At 67.7% G+C, this 14774-nt stretch carries 9 protein-coding genes and 2 tRNA genes; 7 read left to right on the top strand and 4 right to left on the bottom strand.

Annotated elements, in window-relative coordinates; translation table 11 throughout:
* Positions 1-94: 94 nt before the first annotated feature.
* The 5 genes from lon to ACFPOU_RS15625 all read left to right on the top strand — a co-directional run bounded on the left by lon (position 95) and on the right by ACFPOU_RS15625 (position 5297).
* Positions 95-2500 carry an endopeptidase La gene (gene lon / locus ACFPOU_RS15645; protein WP_379723077.1) on the top strand — a complete coding sequence of 802 codons (2406 nt, stop codon included), beginning with the start codon at positions 95-97 and terminating at the stop codon, positions 2498-2500.
* Between the two features lie 198 nt (positions 2501-2698).
* Positions 2699-2971: an HU family DNA-binding protein gene (locus tag ACFPOU_RS15640; RefSeq protein ID WP_193685894.1), complete on the top strand. Its 273-nt coding sequence runs from the start codon at positions 2699-2701 to the stop codon at positions 2969-2971.
* Positions 2972-3050: 79 nt separating this feature from the next.
* A tRNA-Asp gene (locus tag ACFPOU_RS15635) sits at positions 3051-3127 on the top strand.
* Between the two features lie 18 nt (positions 3128-3145).
* Positions 3146-3222: transfer RNA gene (locus ACFPOU_RS15630), tRNA-Asp, on the top strand.
* Between the two features lie 158 nt (positions 3223-3380).
* Positions 3381-5297: a SurA N-terminal domain-containing protein gene (locus ACFPOU_RS15625; RefSeq protein ID WP_379723074.1), complete on the top strand. Its 1917-nt coding sequence runs from the start codon at positions 3381-3383 to the stop codon at positions 5295-5297.
* 107 nt (positions 5298-5404) lie between these two features.
* Here the strand turns inward: ACFPOU_RS15625 and mnmH are convergent, their stop codons facing one another.
* Both mnmH and ACFPOU_RS15615 read right to left on the bottom strand, forming a co-directional pair.
* Positions 5405-6460 (bottom strand): tRNA 2-selenouridine(34) synthase MnmH, encoded by a 1056-nt coding sequence (gene mnmH, locus ACFPOU_RS15620; protein WP_379723071.1) that lies wholly within the window; start codon positions 6458-6460, stop codon positions 5405-5407.
* Positions 6457-7083, bottom strand: a complete 627-nt coding sequence (locus ACFPOU_RS15615; RefSeq protein ID WP_379723068.1) for an arylesterase — start codon at positions 7081-7083, stop codon at positions 6457-6459. Before ACFPOU_RS15615 ends, mnmH begins: the two co-directional genes overlap by 4 nt.
* On the opposite strand from ACFPOU_RS15615, the gene ACFPOU_RS15610 reads away from it, so the two are divergent.
* Positions 7082-7798: an ABC transporter ATP-binding protein gene (locus ACFPOU_RS15610; protein ID WP_379723064.1), complete on the top strand. Its 717-nt coding sequence runs from the start codon at positions 7082-7084 to the stop codon at positions 7796-7798. The two genes, ACFPOU_RS15615 and ACFPOU_RS15610, sit on opposite strands and share 2 nt — an antisense overlap.
* Before the next feature lie 33 nt (positions 7799-7831).
* Here ACFPOU_RS15610 and ACFPOU_RS15605 read toward each other — a convergent pair whose 3' ends face one another.
* Positions 7832-9331, bottom strand: coding sequence for an NAD(P)H-hydrate dehydratase (locus tag ACFPOU_RS15605; RefSeq protein WP_379723061.1), 1500 nt, complete (start codon positions 9329-9331; stop codon positions 7832-7834).
* Positions 9332-9426: 95 nt separating this feature from the next.
* On the opposite strand from ACFPOU_RS15605, the gene ACFPOU_RS15600 reads away from it, so the two are divergent.
* Positions 9427-13038 carry a hydantoinase B/oxoprolinase family protein gene (locus tag ACFPOU_RS15600; protein ID WP_379723058.1) on the top strand — a complete coding sequence of 1204 codons (3612 nt, stop codon included), beginning with the start codon at positions 9427-9429 and terminating at the stop codon, positions 13036-13038.
* Positions 13039-13086: 48 nt separating this feature from the next.
* On the opposite strand, the gene ACFPOU_RS15595 is transcribed toward ACFPOU_RS15600, so the two are convergent.
* Complete coding sequence (locus ACFPOU_RS15595) at positions 13087-14727, bottom strand: tetratricopeptide repeat protein (RefSeq protein WP_379723055.1); 1641 nt, start codon at positions 14725-14727, stop codon at positions 13087-13089.
* Positions 14728-14774: the final 47 nt, after the last annotated feature.

Below are 14774 nucleotides of genomic sequence, written 5' to 3'. Positions count from 1 at the left end.
GGCTAGTTTTATTCACAGAAATAAATTCTGGAACGCTCTTGAGTTTTAACCGTGTACGCCCAACATCGACTACACGCTTTTTATAAGGTATGCCATGACAACTCCGAAATTAACCGAGCAAACGACGCTGCCCCTGCTGCCGTTGCGCGACGTGGTCGTATTTCCCCATATGGTAATACCCCTGTTCGTTGGCCGCCCGAAGTCGATCAAGGCCCTTGAAGCCGCGATGGAGCAGGGCAAGAGCATCATGCTCGCCGCCCAGAAGGCTGCCGCCAAGGACGAACCCTCCGCCGCCGACATCTACGAGATCGGTTGCGTCGCGAATATCCTGCAAATGCTGAAACTGCCCGACGGCACCGTCAAGGTGCTGGTCGAAGGCTCGCAGCGTGCCCGCATCGACAACATCAGCGACGGCGCCACCCACTTCGTGGCCGAACTGACCCCGCTGCGCTCGGAAATCGGCGACGATTCCGAAGTCGAGGCGATGCGCCGCGCGATCGTCCAGCAGTTCGACCAGTATGTCAAACTGAACAAGAAAATTCCGCCCGAGATCCTGGCCTCGCTCGCCGGCATCGACGACGCCGGCCGCCTGGCCGACACGGTCGCCGCGCACCTGCCGCTCAAGCTCGAGCAAAAGCAGGTGATCCTCGAGATCTTCAACGTCGCCAAGCGCCTCGAGCACCTGCTCGGCCAGCTGGAAGGCGAGCTGGACATCCTGCAAGTGGAGAAGCGCATCCGCGGCCGCGTCAAGCGCCAGATGGAAAAGTCGCAGCGCGAGTATTACCTGAACGAACAGGTCAAGGCCATCCAGAAGGAACTGGGCGAGGGCGAAGACGGCGCCGACATCGACGAGCTCGAGAAGAAAGTCATCGCCGCCAAGATGCCGAAGGAAGCCCTGGACAAGGCCACCGCCGAGATCAAGAAGCTCAAACTGATGTCGCCGATGTCGGCCGAAGCCACCGTCGTGCGCAACTACATCGACACCCTGGTGTCGCTGCCGTGGAAGAAAAAATCGAAGGTCACGCACGACCTGTCGAACGCCGAACGCGTGCTCGAAGCCGAGCACTACGGCCTCGACAAGATCAAGGAACGCATCCTCGAGTATCTCGCGGTCCAGCAGCGCGTCGACAAGCTCAAGGCCCCGATCCTGTGCTTCGTCGGCCCGCCGGGCGTGGGCAAGACCTCGCTCGGACAGTCGATCGCCCGTGCCACCAACCGCAAGTTCGTGCGCATGGCACTGGGCGGCGTGCGCGACGAAGCGGAGATCCGCGGCCACCGCCGTACCTACATCGGCTCGATGCCGGGCAAGGTGCTGCAATCGCTGGCGAAGGTCGGCGTGCGCAATCCGCTGTTCCTGCTCGACGAGATCGACAAGATGGGCGCCGATTTCCGCGGCGATCCGTCGTCGGCCCTGCTCGAGGTGCTCGATCCGGAACAGAACCACACCTTCTCGGACCACTACCTGGAAGTCGATTTCGACCTGTCGGACGTGATGTTCGTGGCGACCTCGAACTCGTTCAACATTCCGCCGGCCCTGCTCGACCGGATGGAAGTGATCCGCCTGTCGGGGTACACCGAGGACGAAAAGACGAATATCGCGACGCGCTACCTGCTGCCGAAGCAGATCAAGGCCAACGGGTTGCGCGAGGGCGAAATCAAGGTCGAAGAGTCGGCGATCCGCGACATCATCCGCTACTACACCCGCGAAGCCGGCGTGCGTTCGCTCGAGCGTGAAATCTCGAAGATCTGCCGCAAGGTCGTCAAGATGCTGCTGCTGAAGAAGTCGGACAAGGCGGTCGTCGTCAACGGCAAGAACCTCGACAAGTTCCTGGGCGTGCGCCGCTACGATTTCGGCGTGGCCGAGAAGGAAAACCAGGTCGGCCAGGTGGTGGGACTGGCCTGGACCGAAGTCGGCGGCGACCTGCTGACGATCGAAGCGGTGAACGTGCCCGGCAAGGGCGCCATCATCCGCACCGGCACCCTGGGCGACGTGATGAAGGAATCGATCGAAGCGGCCCGTACGGTGGTGCGTTCGCGTGCCCAGCGCTTCGGCATCAAGGCCGAAGCGTTCGAGAAGAACGACATCCACATCCACGTGCCGGAAGGGGCGACGCCGAAGGATGGCCCGTCGGCCGGTATCGGCATGACGACGGCATTGGTGTCGGCCTTCACCGGCATCCCGGTGCGCGCCGACGTGGCGATGACGGGCGAGATCACGCTGCGCGGCGAAGTGCTGCCGATCGGCGGCCTGAAGGAAAAGCTGCTGGCGGCCCATCGCGGCGGCATCAAGACGGTCCTGATCCCCGAGCAGAACGTGAAGGACCTGGCCGAGATTCCGGACAACGTCAAGAACAAGCTCGAGATCGTCCCGGTGCGCTGGATCGAGAAGGTGCTGGAAGTGGCACTGGAACGCCAGCCCGAAGCGCTGGTCGAGGTGCCGGCCGTGGCGGTGGCCCCGTCCCCGAGCGCCGAAGGGCAGGGCGAAGTGGTCAAGCACTAAGCGCGGTCGAATCGGCCGGAAGGCGCCCCTCGCGGGCGCTTTTTATTTTCCTGGGGCGCGCGGCGGCGATTCGCCACAGGCGTACCAGACATCGGCGAATGTTGCTTGACAGAAGCAATCCCCCCTTGTTTAATACGCGCTTGCACTTTTTGCAGGAAGGCGCAGCGCCGCCGCGTCAGAACGACCTAGAGGATACGAGTGAACAAGACTGAACTGATCGAAGAAATCGCGAAATCCGCGGACATTACGAAGGCCTCGGCCACCCGTGCGCTGGACGCGATGATCGAAGCGGTGACGAACACCTTGAAGAAGAACGACAGCGTGACCCTGGTCGGCTTCGGCACCTTCACCGTCGGCGAGCGCGCCGCCCGTACCGGGCGCGATCCGCGCACCAAGGAACCCATCAAGATCAAGGCTGCGAAGGTCCCGAAATTTAAGGCTGGTAAAGCGCTAAAAGATGCTGTAAACTAATGCCTTCTCTGCAGCGACATGCAGAAAAACCATCCTGGAGCGTTCGCCCGAAGGATGGTGCAGCACCCAGTATTCATGTGGAGCGGTAGTTCAGTTGGTTAGAATACCGGCCTGTCACGCCGGGGGTCGCGGGTTCGAGCCCCGTCCGCTCCGCCACTTGAATACAACGAATTTGGAGCGGTAGTTCAGTTGGTTAGAATACCGGCCTGTCACGCCGGGGGTCGCGGGTTCGAGCCCCGTCCGCTCCGCCAAATTCTAGCAAGGAAGGATCCCGTCGGGGCCGACTCGCTAAATCAGCAATACCAGGGGCGCCGGATACCACCGCGCTCCGACAGAGAAGAGGCGAACGCGAGTTCGCCTTTTTTTTTAACTTGTGCTTTGAAGCCATTTCTACAGCGATTGGTGGACCATGTTTGATTTCGTACGTAACAACAAGCGCATCCTGCAGGGCGTCCTGCTGCTGCTGATCATTCCTTCATTCGTGCTCGTCGGTGTCGATAGCTACCAGAACCGCGGTGACAGCGGGACCGGCGTGGCCAGCGTGGACGGGCGCAACATCACCCAGCAGGAATGGGAAGATGCGCAGCGCCGCCAGATCGACCAGGCGCGCCAGCAGATGGGCCCGCAGTTCGACCAGAAACTGTTCGATACCCCCCAGGCCAAGCGCGAAGTGCTGGACAACCTGGTGGCCGAACGCGCCGTCAACGCCGAAATCGCACGCAACCACCTCACCGTCAGCGACCGCGCCGTGTTCAAGGCGATCAACGCCATCGAAACCTTCCGCAAACCCGACGGCAGCTTCGACATGGATGGCTACCGCGCCGCCCTGGCCGCCCAGGGCATGACCCCGGAATCCTTCGACGCCCGCATGCGCCGCGACATGGCGATCCAGCAGCTGGCCGGCTCGATCCAGTCGACCGCATTCGTGCCGCGCTCGGTCGCCAGCCGCGTGTCCGACATCAACGACCAGGAACGCGCGGTGCAGGAACTGGTGTTCCCGCTGGCCCAATACCTGCCGCAGGTGAAAGTCACCGACGAGATGGTCAAGGCCTTCTACGAGAAGAACGCCAACCTGTTCCAGATTCCGGAAACCGTCAAGGCCGAGTACATCGTGCTCGACGCCGCTGCCGTGGAGAGCAAGGTCGCCGTCGGCGATGCCGAAGTGAGCGCCTTCTATGAAGCCAACCGCAAGCGTTTCACGACGCCCGAGCAGCGTACCGCCAGCCACATCCTGATCACCAAGGCGCAGGACGCCAAGCCGGCCGAGGAAGCGGCCGCCAAGGCGAAGGCCGAGGCGGTGCTGGCCGAGGTGCGCAAGAACCCGGCCGATTTCGCGGCCATTGCCAAGGCCCAGTCGCAGGACCCGGGCTCGGCGCCGCAAGGCGGCGACCTCGGCGTCGTCGAGCGCGGCTCGCTGGTGAAGCCGGTGGAAGACGCGATCTATGGCTTGAAGGAAGGCGAAGTCTCCGGCATCGTGCCCTCCGAGTTCGGCTACCACATCATCAAGGTCACCGCCGTCAAGCCGCAGAGCCTGAAGTCGCTCGATCAGGCCAGGGAAGACATCGCGGCCGAACTGAAGAAATCGAAGCTGTCGAAGAAGTATTCGGAGCTGGCCGAACAGTTCAACGACAGCGTCTACGAACAGGCCGACAGCCTCAAGCCTACCGCCGACAAGCTGGGCCTGGCCATCCAGACGGCGGAGAACCTGGGCCGCAAGCCGAACCCGGCCCTGGGCGCGGCGCCGTTCAACAACGAAAAATTCCTGGCTGCGCTGTACGCGGCGGACGCGCTCAAGAACAAGCGCAACACGGAAGCGGTGGAAGTCGCGCCGGCCGTGCTGATCGCGGGCCGCGTGGTCGAGTTCAAGCCCGCGGCCAAGCGGCCGCTGGCCGAGGTCGAAGCGGCGATCCGCCAGCGCGTGACCCAGGAAGAAGCGCTCCGCCTGGCACGCCAGGCCGGCGAAGCCAAGCTGGCCGCCGCCAAGGCATCGGGAGACGCCACCGGGTTCGGCGAAGTGAAGGTCCTGTCGCGCACCAAGGAACCGGCGATCAACCCGCAGGGCGCGCTGGCCGTGTTCAAGGCCGACGTCACCAAGCTGCCGGCCTACGTCGGCGTCGAGCTGCCGGGCCAGGGCTACGCGGTCTACCGGATCGGCAAGGTCTCCCAGCCGGCCCAGGTGGACACGGCGCGCCGTGCCCAGGAAGCCGAACAGATGGGTGGCCTGGCGGGCCAGGCCGAATTGTTCGACTTCGTCGAGGCGATCAAGGCCAAGTCGAAGGTGAAGATCAACGTCGCGGGCGGCGCCGAGCCGGCCAAGGCGGAGTAGAGCGCCGGGGCGTTGGTCCCGGGACGAAAAGAAAAGCCCGGATGCGCAAGCATCCGGGCTTTTTCACGTCATGCGCCCCTTCCGGAAGCAGCCGCGCGGGCCGCCCTTCAGGCCGCGTGCAGCGTTTGCGCCGCGCGCGCGAAATCGCCGGGCGCGATGTCGTCCAGCTCCAGCACCCGCGCCTGCCCGTACTGCACGAAATTGCGGTCGATCGAGCGCAGATAGGCCGGGTCGTAGTGCTCGACCAGGAGCTGCTCGACCAGTTCCGGCATCGCGCCACGGTTGGCCAGCGCATGCCAGGCGTCGATCTTGGCACGCCCGTGCAGCTGCGCCAGGTGGTCGAGCTGGCCGTTCAGGGCTTGCGGGTCGCATGCGAAGTGCTGGTAGTCTTCCATCAGGAGGCGCACCCGGTTCCGGCGCGACAGCGCCAGGGCGATGCAGGGCGCGCCGCGCATGCGCTCCATCACCGCGTCGGGCACGCGCAGGTTGCCGACCTTCTTGCTTTCCGACTCGACGAACAGCGGGCGTTGCGGGTCGAAACGGCGCAGGGTGTCCCAGATCCGGCTCTCGAACATCTTCTGGGTCGGCTGCGGCGCGTGCGGCAGGTGGCCCAGCACCGAGCCGCGATGGGCGGCCAGGCGTTCCAGGTCGAGCACCTGGGCGCCGAGCGCATCGAGCGTTTCGAGCAGGCGGCTCTTGCCGCTGCCGGTGGTGCCGCAGATGACGCGCCACGCCAGCTCGGGCGGGTTGTCGAGCGCGGCGCTGACATGGGCGCGGTACGCCTTGTAGCCGCCATCGAGCTGGATCGCGGGCCAGCCGACCTTGGCCAGGATATGGGCCATCGCGCCGCTGCGGTTGCCGCCGCGCCAGCAGTAGACGAGCGGTTTCCAGTCGCGCGGCTTGTCCGAGAAGCGCGTTTCCAGGTGCTCGGCGATGTTGCGCGCGACCAGGGCGGCGCCGACCTTCTTGGCTTCGAAGGCATTGACCTGCTTGTAGAGCGTGCCGACCCGCTCCCGTTCCTCGTCCTTGAGCACCGGGCAGTTGATCGCGCCCGGCAGGTGGTCGAGGGCGAACTCGCCTTCGCTGCGCACGTCGATGATGGCGTCGAACCCGTCGAGCTCGGGGAGGATGTCGGCAAAACTCAGTACGGCAGGGTATTTCATCGTGTCTTGATCAGCGAGGAGAAAGTCGGCCAGATGTTATTCAGGATAATCGGGTGCGCCTGGGCGCTCGGGTGCAGGCGGTCGGCCTGGAACAGCGCCGGCTTGTCGGCCACGCCCTCGAGCATGAAGGGCACGAGCGGCGCCTTGTATTCCTTGGAAAGCGTATCGAACATGCCGAAGAAGCGCTGGGTATAGGCGCGGCCATAATTCGGCGGCATGCGCATGCCGATCAGCATGACCTTGGCGCGTTTCTGCTGCGACATGGCGATCATCTCGCGCAGGTTGGACGCCGCCGCTTCCACCGGCAAGCCGCGCAGCCCATCGTTGGCGCCCAGTTCGATGACGACGATGTGCGGCTTGTGCGCCGCGAGCAGGGCCGGCAGGCGCGCCCGGCCGCCGCTGGTGGTCTCGCCGCTGATGCTGGCGTTGACGATGGTGGCGTCGATCCTTTCGCGTTTCAGCTTCTGTTCGAGCAGGGCCACCCAGCCCGCGCCGCGCGTCAGGCCGTATTCGGCCGACAGGCTGTCACCCACCACGAGGACGGTTTTTGGTGCAGAATAGGCGCTCGCCGCAGCGAGCCCCAGGCTTCCTGCGACAAATAATTTCTTGAGAAAAGCAAGCATGCGCGATAACCCCGAGGTATTCAACAATGAGTTCACTGCCAAGGCAGGCGGGACCGCCGCCATCGAGGTGGCGGCCTTGTCCAAGCGGGTGGCGGACGCCAGCGGCGAACTCACCATCCTGCACAGCATCGATTTTACCGTGCAACCGGCCGAGACGCTGGCGATCGTCGGCGCCTCCGGTTCGGGCAAGTCGACCCTGCTCGGGCTGCTGGCCGGCCTGGACACGCCCAGCGGCGGCAAGGTGCTGCTCGACGGCACGGACATCTTCGCGCTCGACGAAGACGGCCGCGCCGCCTTCCGCAAGGCCAAGCTCGGTTTCGTGTTCCAGTCCTTCCAGTTGCTGGCCCACCTGGATGCGGTGGAAAACGTGATGCTGCCGCTCGAATTGCGCGGCGACGCCAAGGCACGTGAGAAGGCCGAGGCGATGCTGGGCCGGGTCGGCTTGTCCAGCCGGCTGAAGCATTATCCGAAGTACCTGTCCGGCGGCGAGCAGCAGCGCGTCGCCCTGGCGCGCGCGTTCGTGACCGAACCGCCGCTGCTGTTCGCCGACGAGCCGACCGGCAGCCTCGATGCGGCGACCGGCGAGTCGGTCATTCAACTGATGTTCGAACTCAATCGCGAACGTGGCTCGACGCTGGTGCTGGTCACCCACGATCCGGCGATGGCCGCGCGCTGCGGGCGCACGATCACGATCGCGGCGGGCAAGCTGGTCTAGCGTCCAGGCCGCGCGCATGCGGCCGGCGCGCGTTCAGCCGCGCCCGCTTTTCGCAACCAGGCCGTTCAACACCCTGCGCATCGCCGCCGGCAACTCGCCGGCCGTCATCCCGACCGGCCCGATTCCCTCCTCGACCAGGCGGTCGGCCGCCGCTCCATGCATCCACACGGCCCCGAGCGCGGCCTCCCAGGCCGGCCAGCCCTGGGCCAGCAAGGCGCCGCAGACCCCGGCCAGCACGTCGCCACTGCCGCCGGTCGCCAGGCCCGGGTTTCCGGTCGGGTTGATCGCCACGTCGCCGTCCGGGCGCGCCACCACGCTGCCCGACCCCTTGAGCACCACCACCGCCTGCAGGCGCCGGGCAAGACTGCGCGCCGTGCCCAGCCGGTCGGCCTGCACCTCGTGTGCCGAGATGCCCAGCAGGCGCGCCGCTTCCAGCGGATGCGGCGTCACGACCGTCCCGGCCTGGCGCCGCGCCACGCGCTCCTGCAGATCCAGGCTGGCCGCCAGCAGGTTCAGGCCGTCGGCATCGATCACGACCGGGGTGGCGCCGTCGATGCCGGCGCCGAGCGCGCGCATCGCTTCCATTGCGCCGCCCATGCCGGGCCCGAGCACCAGCACGCGGTCCGCGATCTCGAAGTCGTGGGCGGCGCGAAACATCAGCTCGGGCTGGGTGGCGTCGAGCGCCAGGGCCGGGCCGAGCATGGCCGCGAACACGCGGCCGGCGCCGGCGTACAGCGCGCCGCGCGCGGCCAGCACGGCCGCGCCCGCCATCCCGTGCGCGCCGCCGACGACGGCCACGTCGCCGAATTCGCCCTTGTGCGAATTCTGGCGCCGCGGCGCGAGGCGGGAAGCGAACATGGCCGGCGCGGCGATGCAGGCCCTGGCCGGCTCGAACAGGGACGGATCGAGCCCGAGGCCGGCCACGTCGACGCGCCCGGCATGGTCGCGCCCCTCGGCCGTGTGCAGGCCGGGTTTGTCGCCGATGAAGGTGACGGTGTGGGTGGCGCGCACGGCGACCCCGTTGGGGCCGACGACCGCGCCGCTGTCGGCGTCGAGCCCGCTCGGCACGTCGAGAGCCAGCACCGGGCAGCGCACCGCGTCGATCCCGGTCACCAGCTCGCGGTAGCGCCCCTCCAGCGGACGCGCCAGGCCGATGCCGAACAGGCCGTCGACCACCAGCGCCCAGTCGCGCACGTCGAGGGCGACGTCGGCGAAGTTGGCGCGGCTGGCACGGGCGCGCGCCAGGGCCTGCGCCGCTTCCGGCGACACCTTGCCGCCGCCGGCGAGGTGCAGCACGACGACGTCGACCCCGGCTTCGCTCAGGTTGGCCGCCATTTCCAGCGCGTCGCCGCCGTTGTTGCCGGGCCCGGCCAGTACCAGCACCGGCCGCGCGCGCGCCTCGCCCAGCAAGGCGAGCGCGGCATCGGCCGCCGCCTGGCCGGCGCGGCGCATCAGCGCGCCGGCTTCGAGTTGCGCGGCGGCGGCCGCTTCGGCAGCGCGGATCTGCGCGACGCTGTAAAGACGATTCTCCATGGTGTTCCTAAAAATTTTCCGTTCGTGCATTGTCGCCAATTTCAGGGCATTCGGCGCATACAATACGCGAATACTTGCAGCGACAGGGAGCGCATATGGATTGGCAGTTCTGGATCGACCGCGGCGGCACCTTCACCGACATCGTCGCGCGCCGCCCCGACGGGCAACTCGTGACCCACAAGCTGCTGTCCGAGCATCCCGGGCAGTACCGCGACGCGGCCGTGGCCGGTATCCGGCACCTGCTCGGCGTCGCCGCCGGCGACCCTCTGCCGACCGCGCGGATCGAGGCGGTCAAGATGGGCACGACGGTGGCAACCAATGCGCTGCTCGAACGCAAGGGAGCGCCGACGGCGCTGGCGATCACGCGCGGCTTCCGCGACGCGCTGCGCATCGCCTACCAGAACCGGCCGCGGCTCTTCGAGCGCCACATCGTGCTGCCCGAACTGCTGTACGACCAGGTGGTCGAGATCGACGAGCGCATCGGCGCCCATGGCGAGATCGTGCGCCCGCTCGACGCCGAAGGCGCGCGCGCCGGCCTGCAGCGCGTGTTCGACGGCGGCACGCGCGCGCTGGCCATCGTCCTCATGCACGGCTACCGCAATACGCAGCACGAAGCGCAGCTGGCGCGGCTCGCGCGCGAGATCGGCTTCACGCAAGTCTCGGTCTCGCATGCGGTGAGTCCGATGATGAAGCTGGTCGCGCGCGGCGACACCACGGTGGTCGACGCCTACCTGTCGCCGATCCTGCGGCGCTACGTCGACCAGGTCGCGGGCGAACTGCCAGGCGTGCACCTGCAGTTCATGCAATCGAGCGGCGGCCTGGCCGACGCGCGCGCCTTCCAGGGCAAGGACAGCATCCTCTCGGGGCCGGCCGGCGGCATCGTCGGCATGGTGCGCGCCAGCCGCACGGCCGGTTTCGAGCGCGTCATCGGCTTCGACATGGGCGGCACCTCGACCGACGTCTCGCACTTCGCCGGCGCTCATTGCTCCGACTATGAACGCGTCTTCGAGACCCAGGTGGCCGGGGTGCGCATGCGCGCGCCGATGATGAGCATCCACACGGTCGCCGCCGGCGGCGGCTCGGTCCTGCATTTCGACGGCAGCCGCTATCGCGTCGGCCCCGACAGCGCCGGCGCCGATCCGGGTCCGGCCAGCTACCGCCGCGGCGGACCGCTGACCGTGACCGACGCCAACGTCTGCCTCGGCAAGATCCAGCCCGACCATTTTCCGCGCTTGTTCGGGCCGGGCGGGAACGAGGCGCTCGACCCCGACATCGTGCGCGCGAAATTCGCCGCGCTTGCCGCGCACATCCTCGAGGCCACCGGCGACGCGCGCACGCCCGAGCAGGTAGCCGCGGGTTTCATCGAGATCGCGGTCGGGAACATGGCCAACGCCATCAAGCAGATCTCGGTGCAGCGCGGCCACGACGTGACCGAATACGCGCTCACCAGTTTCGGCGGGGCCGGCGGCCAGCACGCCTGCCTGGTGGCCGACGCGCTGGGCATGAAGACGGTCTTCATCCACAGCCTGGCGGGCGTCCTGTCGGCCTACGGCATGGGACTGGCCGACCAGAGCGCGATGCGCGAGCAGGCGGTCGAGGAACGCTTGCACGAGGCCGGCGGCGCGGCGCTGGCCGCGCGCCTCGACATGCTCGCCGATGCCGCTTCGGCAGACCTGCGCGCCCAGGGCGTGGACCAAGAGCGCATCGCCGTGGTCCGGCGCGTGCACCTGCGCTACGAAGGCACGGATTCGGCGCTGGTGGTGGACTTTGCCGACGCGGGCACGATGCAGGCCGCCTTCGAAGCGGCCTACCGGCGCCGTTTCTCCTTCCTGATGCCGGCGCGCGCGCTGATCGTGGAAGCCGTGTCGGCCGAAGCGCTGGGCCGCTCGGAAGCGCCGCCCGAGACGGTCGCGCCACCCGCGCCCCGCACCGGCCCGCTCGCGCCCGCGGCCAGCGTGCCGGTGTTCGGCGCCGGCCAGTGGCGTGCGACCGGCATCTACCGCCGTGCCGGCATGCGGCCGGGGGACGTCATCGACGGTCCGGCGATCGTCGCCGAGGACAACGCGACGACCGTGGTCGAAGCGGGCTGGCAGGCCGAGGTCACGCCCTACAACCACCTCGTGATGAAACGGGTGGAAGCCTTGCCCGAGCGGCGCGCCATCGGCACGGCGGCCGACCCGGTCATGCTCGAGATCTTCAACAACCTGTTCATGTCGATCGCCGAGCAGATGGGCCTGCGCCTGCAGAACACGGCCCATTCGGTGAACATCAAGGAGCGCCTCGACTTCAGCTGCGCGATCTTCGATGCCGGCGGCAACCTGGTGGCCAACGCGCCGCACATGCCGGTGCACCTCGGTTCGATGGGCGAGAGCATCAAGACGGTCATGCGCGAGAACGCGGGCCGCATGGCGGCGGGCGACGTGTACATGCTCAACGACCCCTACAACGGCGGCACCCACTTGCCCGACGTGACGGTGATCTCGCCCGTGTTCGACGAGGCGGGGCGCGAGATCCTGTTCTACGTCGGCTCGCGCGGCCACCACGCCGACATCGGCGGCACCACGCCGGGCTCGATGCCGCCGGACTCGCGCCACATCGAGCACGAGGGCGTCCTGATCGACAACTTCAAGCTCGTCGACGGCGCCGACGGCCTGCTGCGCGAGCGGGAAGCGCGCGCGCTCCTCACCGGCGCGCGCCACCCGGCGAGGAATCCGGACCAGAACATGGCCGACCTGCGCGCCCAGGTGGCGGCCAACCAGAAGGGCGTCGAGGAACTGCGCCGCATGGTCGCGCACTTCGGCCTCGACGTGGTGCGCGCCTACATGGGCCACGTGCAGGACAATGCCGAGGAAGCCGTGCGGCGCGTGATCACGGCGCTGCAGGACGGCGCCTTCACGGTCGAACTCGACAACGGCGCGCGGATCGCCGTCGCCATCACGGTCGACAAGACAAAGCGCAGCGCGCGCATCGATTTCACCGGCACCTCGCCCCAGCTGCCGAACAACTTCAACGCGCCCTCGGCGGTGTGCATGGCGGCCGTGCTGTACGTGTTCCGCACCCTGGTGGCGGACGAGATTCCGCTCAACGGCGGCTGCCTCAAGCCGCTGGAGGTCGTCATCCCGCCCGGCTCGATGCTCAATCCCCGCCATCCCGCCCCGGTCGTCTCGGGCAATGTCGAGACCTCGACCTGCATCACCAACGCCCTCTACGGCGCGCTGGGCGTGATGGCGGCTTCGCAGGGGACGATGAACAATTTCACCTTCGGGAACGCACAATACCAGTACTACGAGACCATTTCCGGCGGCAGCGGCGCGGGTGAGGGCTTCGACGGCACCGACGTCGTCCAGACCAACATGACCAACTCGCGCCTGACCGATCCGGAGATCCTCGAATTCCGCTTTCCGGTGCGCCTGGAGAGCTATGCGATCCGCCCCGGGTCGGGCGGGGCGGGGCGCTGGCATGGCGGGAACGGCGGCGTGCGCAAGCTGCGCTTCCTGGAACCGATGACGGCCGCGATCCTGTCGAACAACCGGATCCACGCGCCCTTCGGCATGGCCGGCGGCGAGCCGGGCGAGCGCGGCGTCAACACGGTCGTGCGCGCCAACGGGCGCGTCGAGCGGGTCGGGCACATCGGCCAGGTCGAGATGGCCGCCGGCGACCTGTTCGTGATCGAGACGCCGGGCGGGGGAGGGTATGGAACACCGTGACGGGCGCCGCGCGGCGGCCCCGGGCGCAGGAGCGGCCCCGCGCCCGGCCTAGCTCGAGATCCCGTACCTGCGGCGCATGGCCAGGTACTCTTCCTCCAGCGATGCCAGCCGGGGATGGTCGGTATCGATTGCCCGGATCTTCTCCAGCTGCGCGCAACACAGTTCGCCCAGCGGGTGGTCCCACCCCAGCTCGTTGATCTGCCGCAGCACCCCGCCCGCCACGGCGATCATTACCTGAAGATTCGCCGGCGCGATGTGCAAGGCCTCGACCAGGGTCTGCACCGCCCCGCGCACGTCGCCCATGTTGCGCTTCTCGTCGGCCACGCCGAGCAGGATCCGGGCCTGCGCCGTGAGCTGCTGCCGGACGCCGTCGGCCAGGTCGCGCCGGCCGGCCTCGGTAAACAGGGCCAGCGCATCCTGGCTGGTCACGCCGCTGCCGGCATCGTTCACCACCGCCATCATCACGTCCTGCGCGCCCTGGTCGAAGCGGTGCGCGAGGCAGGCACGCACCAGGCCCAGTTTCAGGCCGGTGGACAGGCCGCCGCAGGAACGCAGCGCGGCCACCGCCGCCTGCAGGGCGGCCAGGGCATCGGCGCGGTTACCGGCCGCATCGTGCACGGCGGCATTCGCCACCGCCAGGCAGGCATCGAGTTCGGGCGAGGCGCGCGCCGTCTTTTTCAGCTCGCGCACGACGCTACCGGCGCCGGGCAGGTCGCCGCGCCCGACCAGGGCCTGCACCAGGCGCACATGGTCTTCCGGGTCGCGGAACTCGGAGTGGCGCGCCTTGCTCACGACCTGCCTGAACGATTTTTCGGCCGCCGCTGCGTCGCCCGCCGCCAGCGCCACTTCGCCCAGCTTGCGCAGGCGGCGCACCAGGTGCGGCGAGATGGCGACGGCTTGTTCGAGGATCTGTTGCGCCTGGGCGTGCTTGCCGGCCGCTTCGTGGCAGCGCGCCAGCAGGTCGTAGCCGGCCATCAGGCGCGGATGGGCGGCGACCAGCGCTTGCAGCGTTTCCCGCGCTTCGTCGACGCGGCCGAGCGCGAACCGGGCGCGCGCCAGGCCCAGGCCGGCCCAGCCGAGCGGCTTGAAGGCGAGTACCTTGCGGTAGATTTCCTCGGCCTCGCCATCCTCGCCCAGGTTCGCATGCAGCTCGGCGCGCAGCCGGGCGAAGTCGAGGGCGAAGCGGGGATGCGCGATCTCGGCCGCCACGGCCGAGCGGATCGCTTCGCGCACATTGCCCTGGGCGACCAGTTGCCAGGCCGGCAGGAAGAGGGCGCGCCGTTCGACCGCGCGCGCGATGCGCGCGCCGATGGTGTCGGCGGTGAAGGGCTTGAGCACGTAGTCGGTCGGGGCCAGCTCGGCCGCGCCGATCACCTTGCCGTAGACGGCTTCCGAGGTGAGCATGATGAAAATCGACCAGGGGGCGATCAGGCGGTGGTGGCGCAGGTCTTCCAGCAATTGCTGGCCATCCTGGCCGTCGCCCGCAGCGCCGCCCAGGTCGTATTCGCAGAGGACGATATCGTAGGAGCGGCGCGTCAGCTGGCGGATCGCCGTGCCCGCATTGACGGCGTATTCGACCTTGCCGATGCCCGACAGGTTCAGCATGTTCTGCAGGTTGGCGCGCATGCCGGGATGGGGGTCGATTACCAGGACCGACAGTTGGCTGTTGTCTTGCATCGTCTCTTTCATGGGCGCGCTCGTGCGCCGCTTGCACTCGCTACAATACCCACAAGCGT

The sequence above is a fragment of the Massilia jejuensis genome (genome assembly GCF_042656795.1).
Classification (GTDB): Bacteria; Pseudomonadota; Gammaproteobacteria; order Burkholderiales; family Burkholderiaceae_D; genus Telluria; species Telluria jejuensis.
This window is presented reverse-complemented; position numbering and strand designations above follow the sequence as displayed.

Bases quoted from the DNA above. Each gene is read 5' to 3' on its own strand.
- lon (WP_379723077.1), top strand. From the start codon at position 95: ATGACAACTCCGAAATTAACCGAGCAAACGACGCTGCCCCTGCTGCCG.
- ACFPOU_RS15625 (WP_379723074.1), top strand. From the start codon at position 3,381: ATGTTTGATTTCGTACGTAACAACAAGCGCATCCTGCAGGGCGTCCTG.
- mnmH (WP_379723071.1), bottom strand. From the start codon at position 6,460: ATGAAATACCCTGCCGTACTGAGTTTTGCCGACATCCTCCCCGAGCTC.
- ACFPOU_RS15610 (WP_379723064.1), top strand. From the start codon at position 7,082: ATGCGCGATAACCCCGAGGTATTCAACAATGAGTTCACTGCCAAGGCA.
- ACFPOU_RS15615 (WP_379723068.1), bottom strand. From the start codon at position 7,083: ATGCTTGCTTTTCTCAAGAAATTATTTGTCGCAGGAAGCCTGGGGCTC.
- ACFPOU_RS15605 (WP_379723061.1), bottom strand. From the start codon at position 9,331: ATGGAGAATCGTCTTTACAGCGTCGCGCAGATCCGCGCTGCCGAAGCG.
- ACFPOU_RS15600 (WP_379723058.1), top strand. From the start codon at position 9,427: ATGGATTGGCAGTTCTGGATCGACCGCGGCGGCACCTTCACCGACATC.
- ACFPOU_RS15595 (WP_379723055.1), bottom strand. From the start codon at position 14,727: ATGAAAGAGACGATGCAAGACAACAGCCAACTGTCGGTCCTGGTAATC.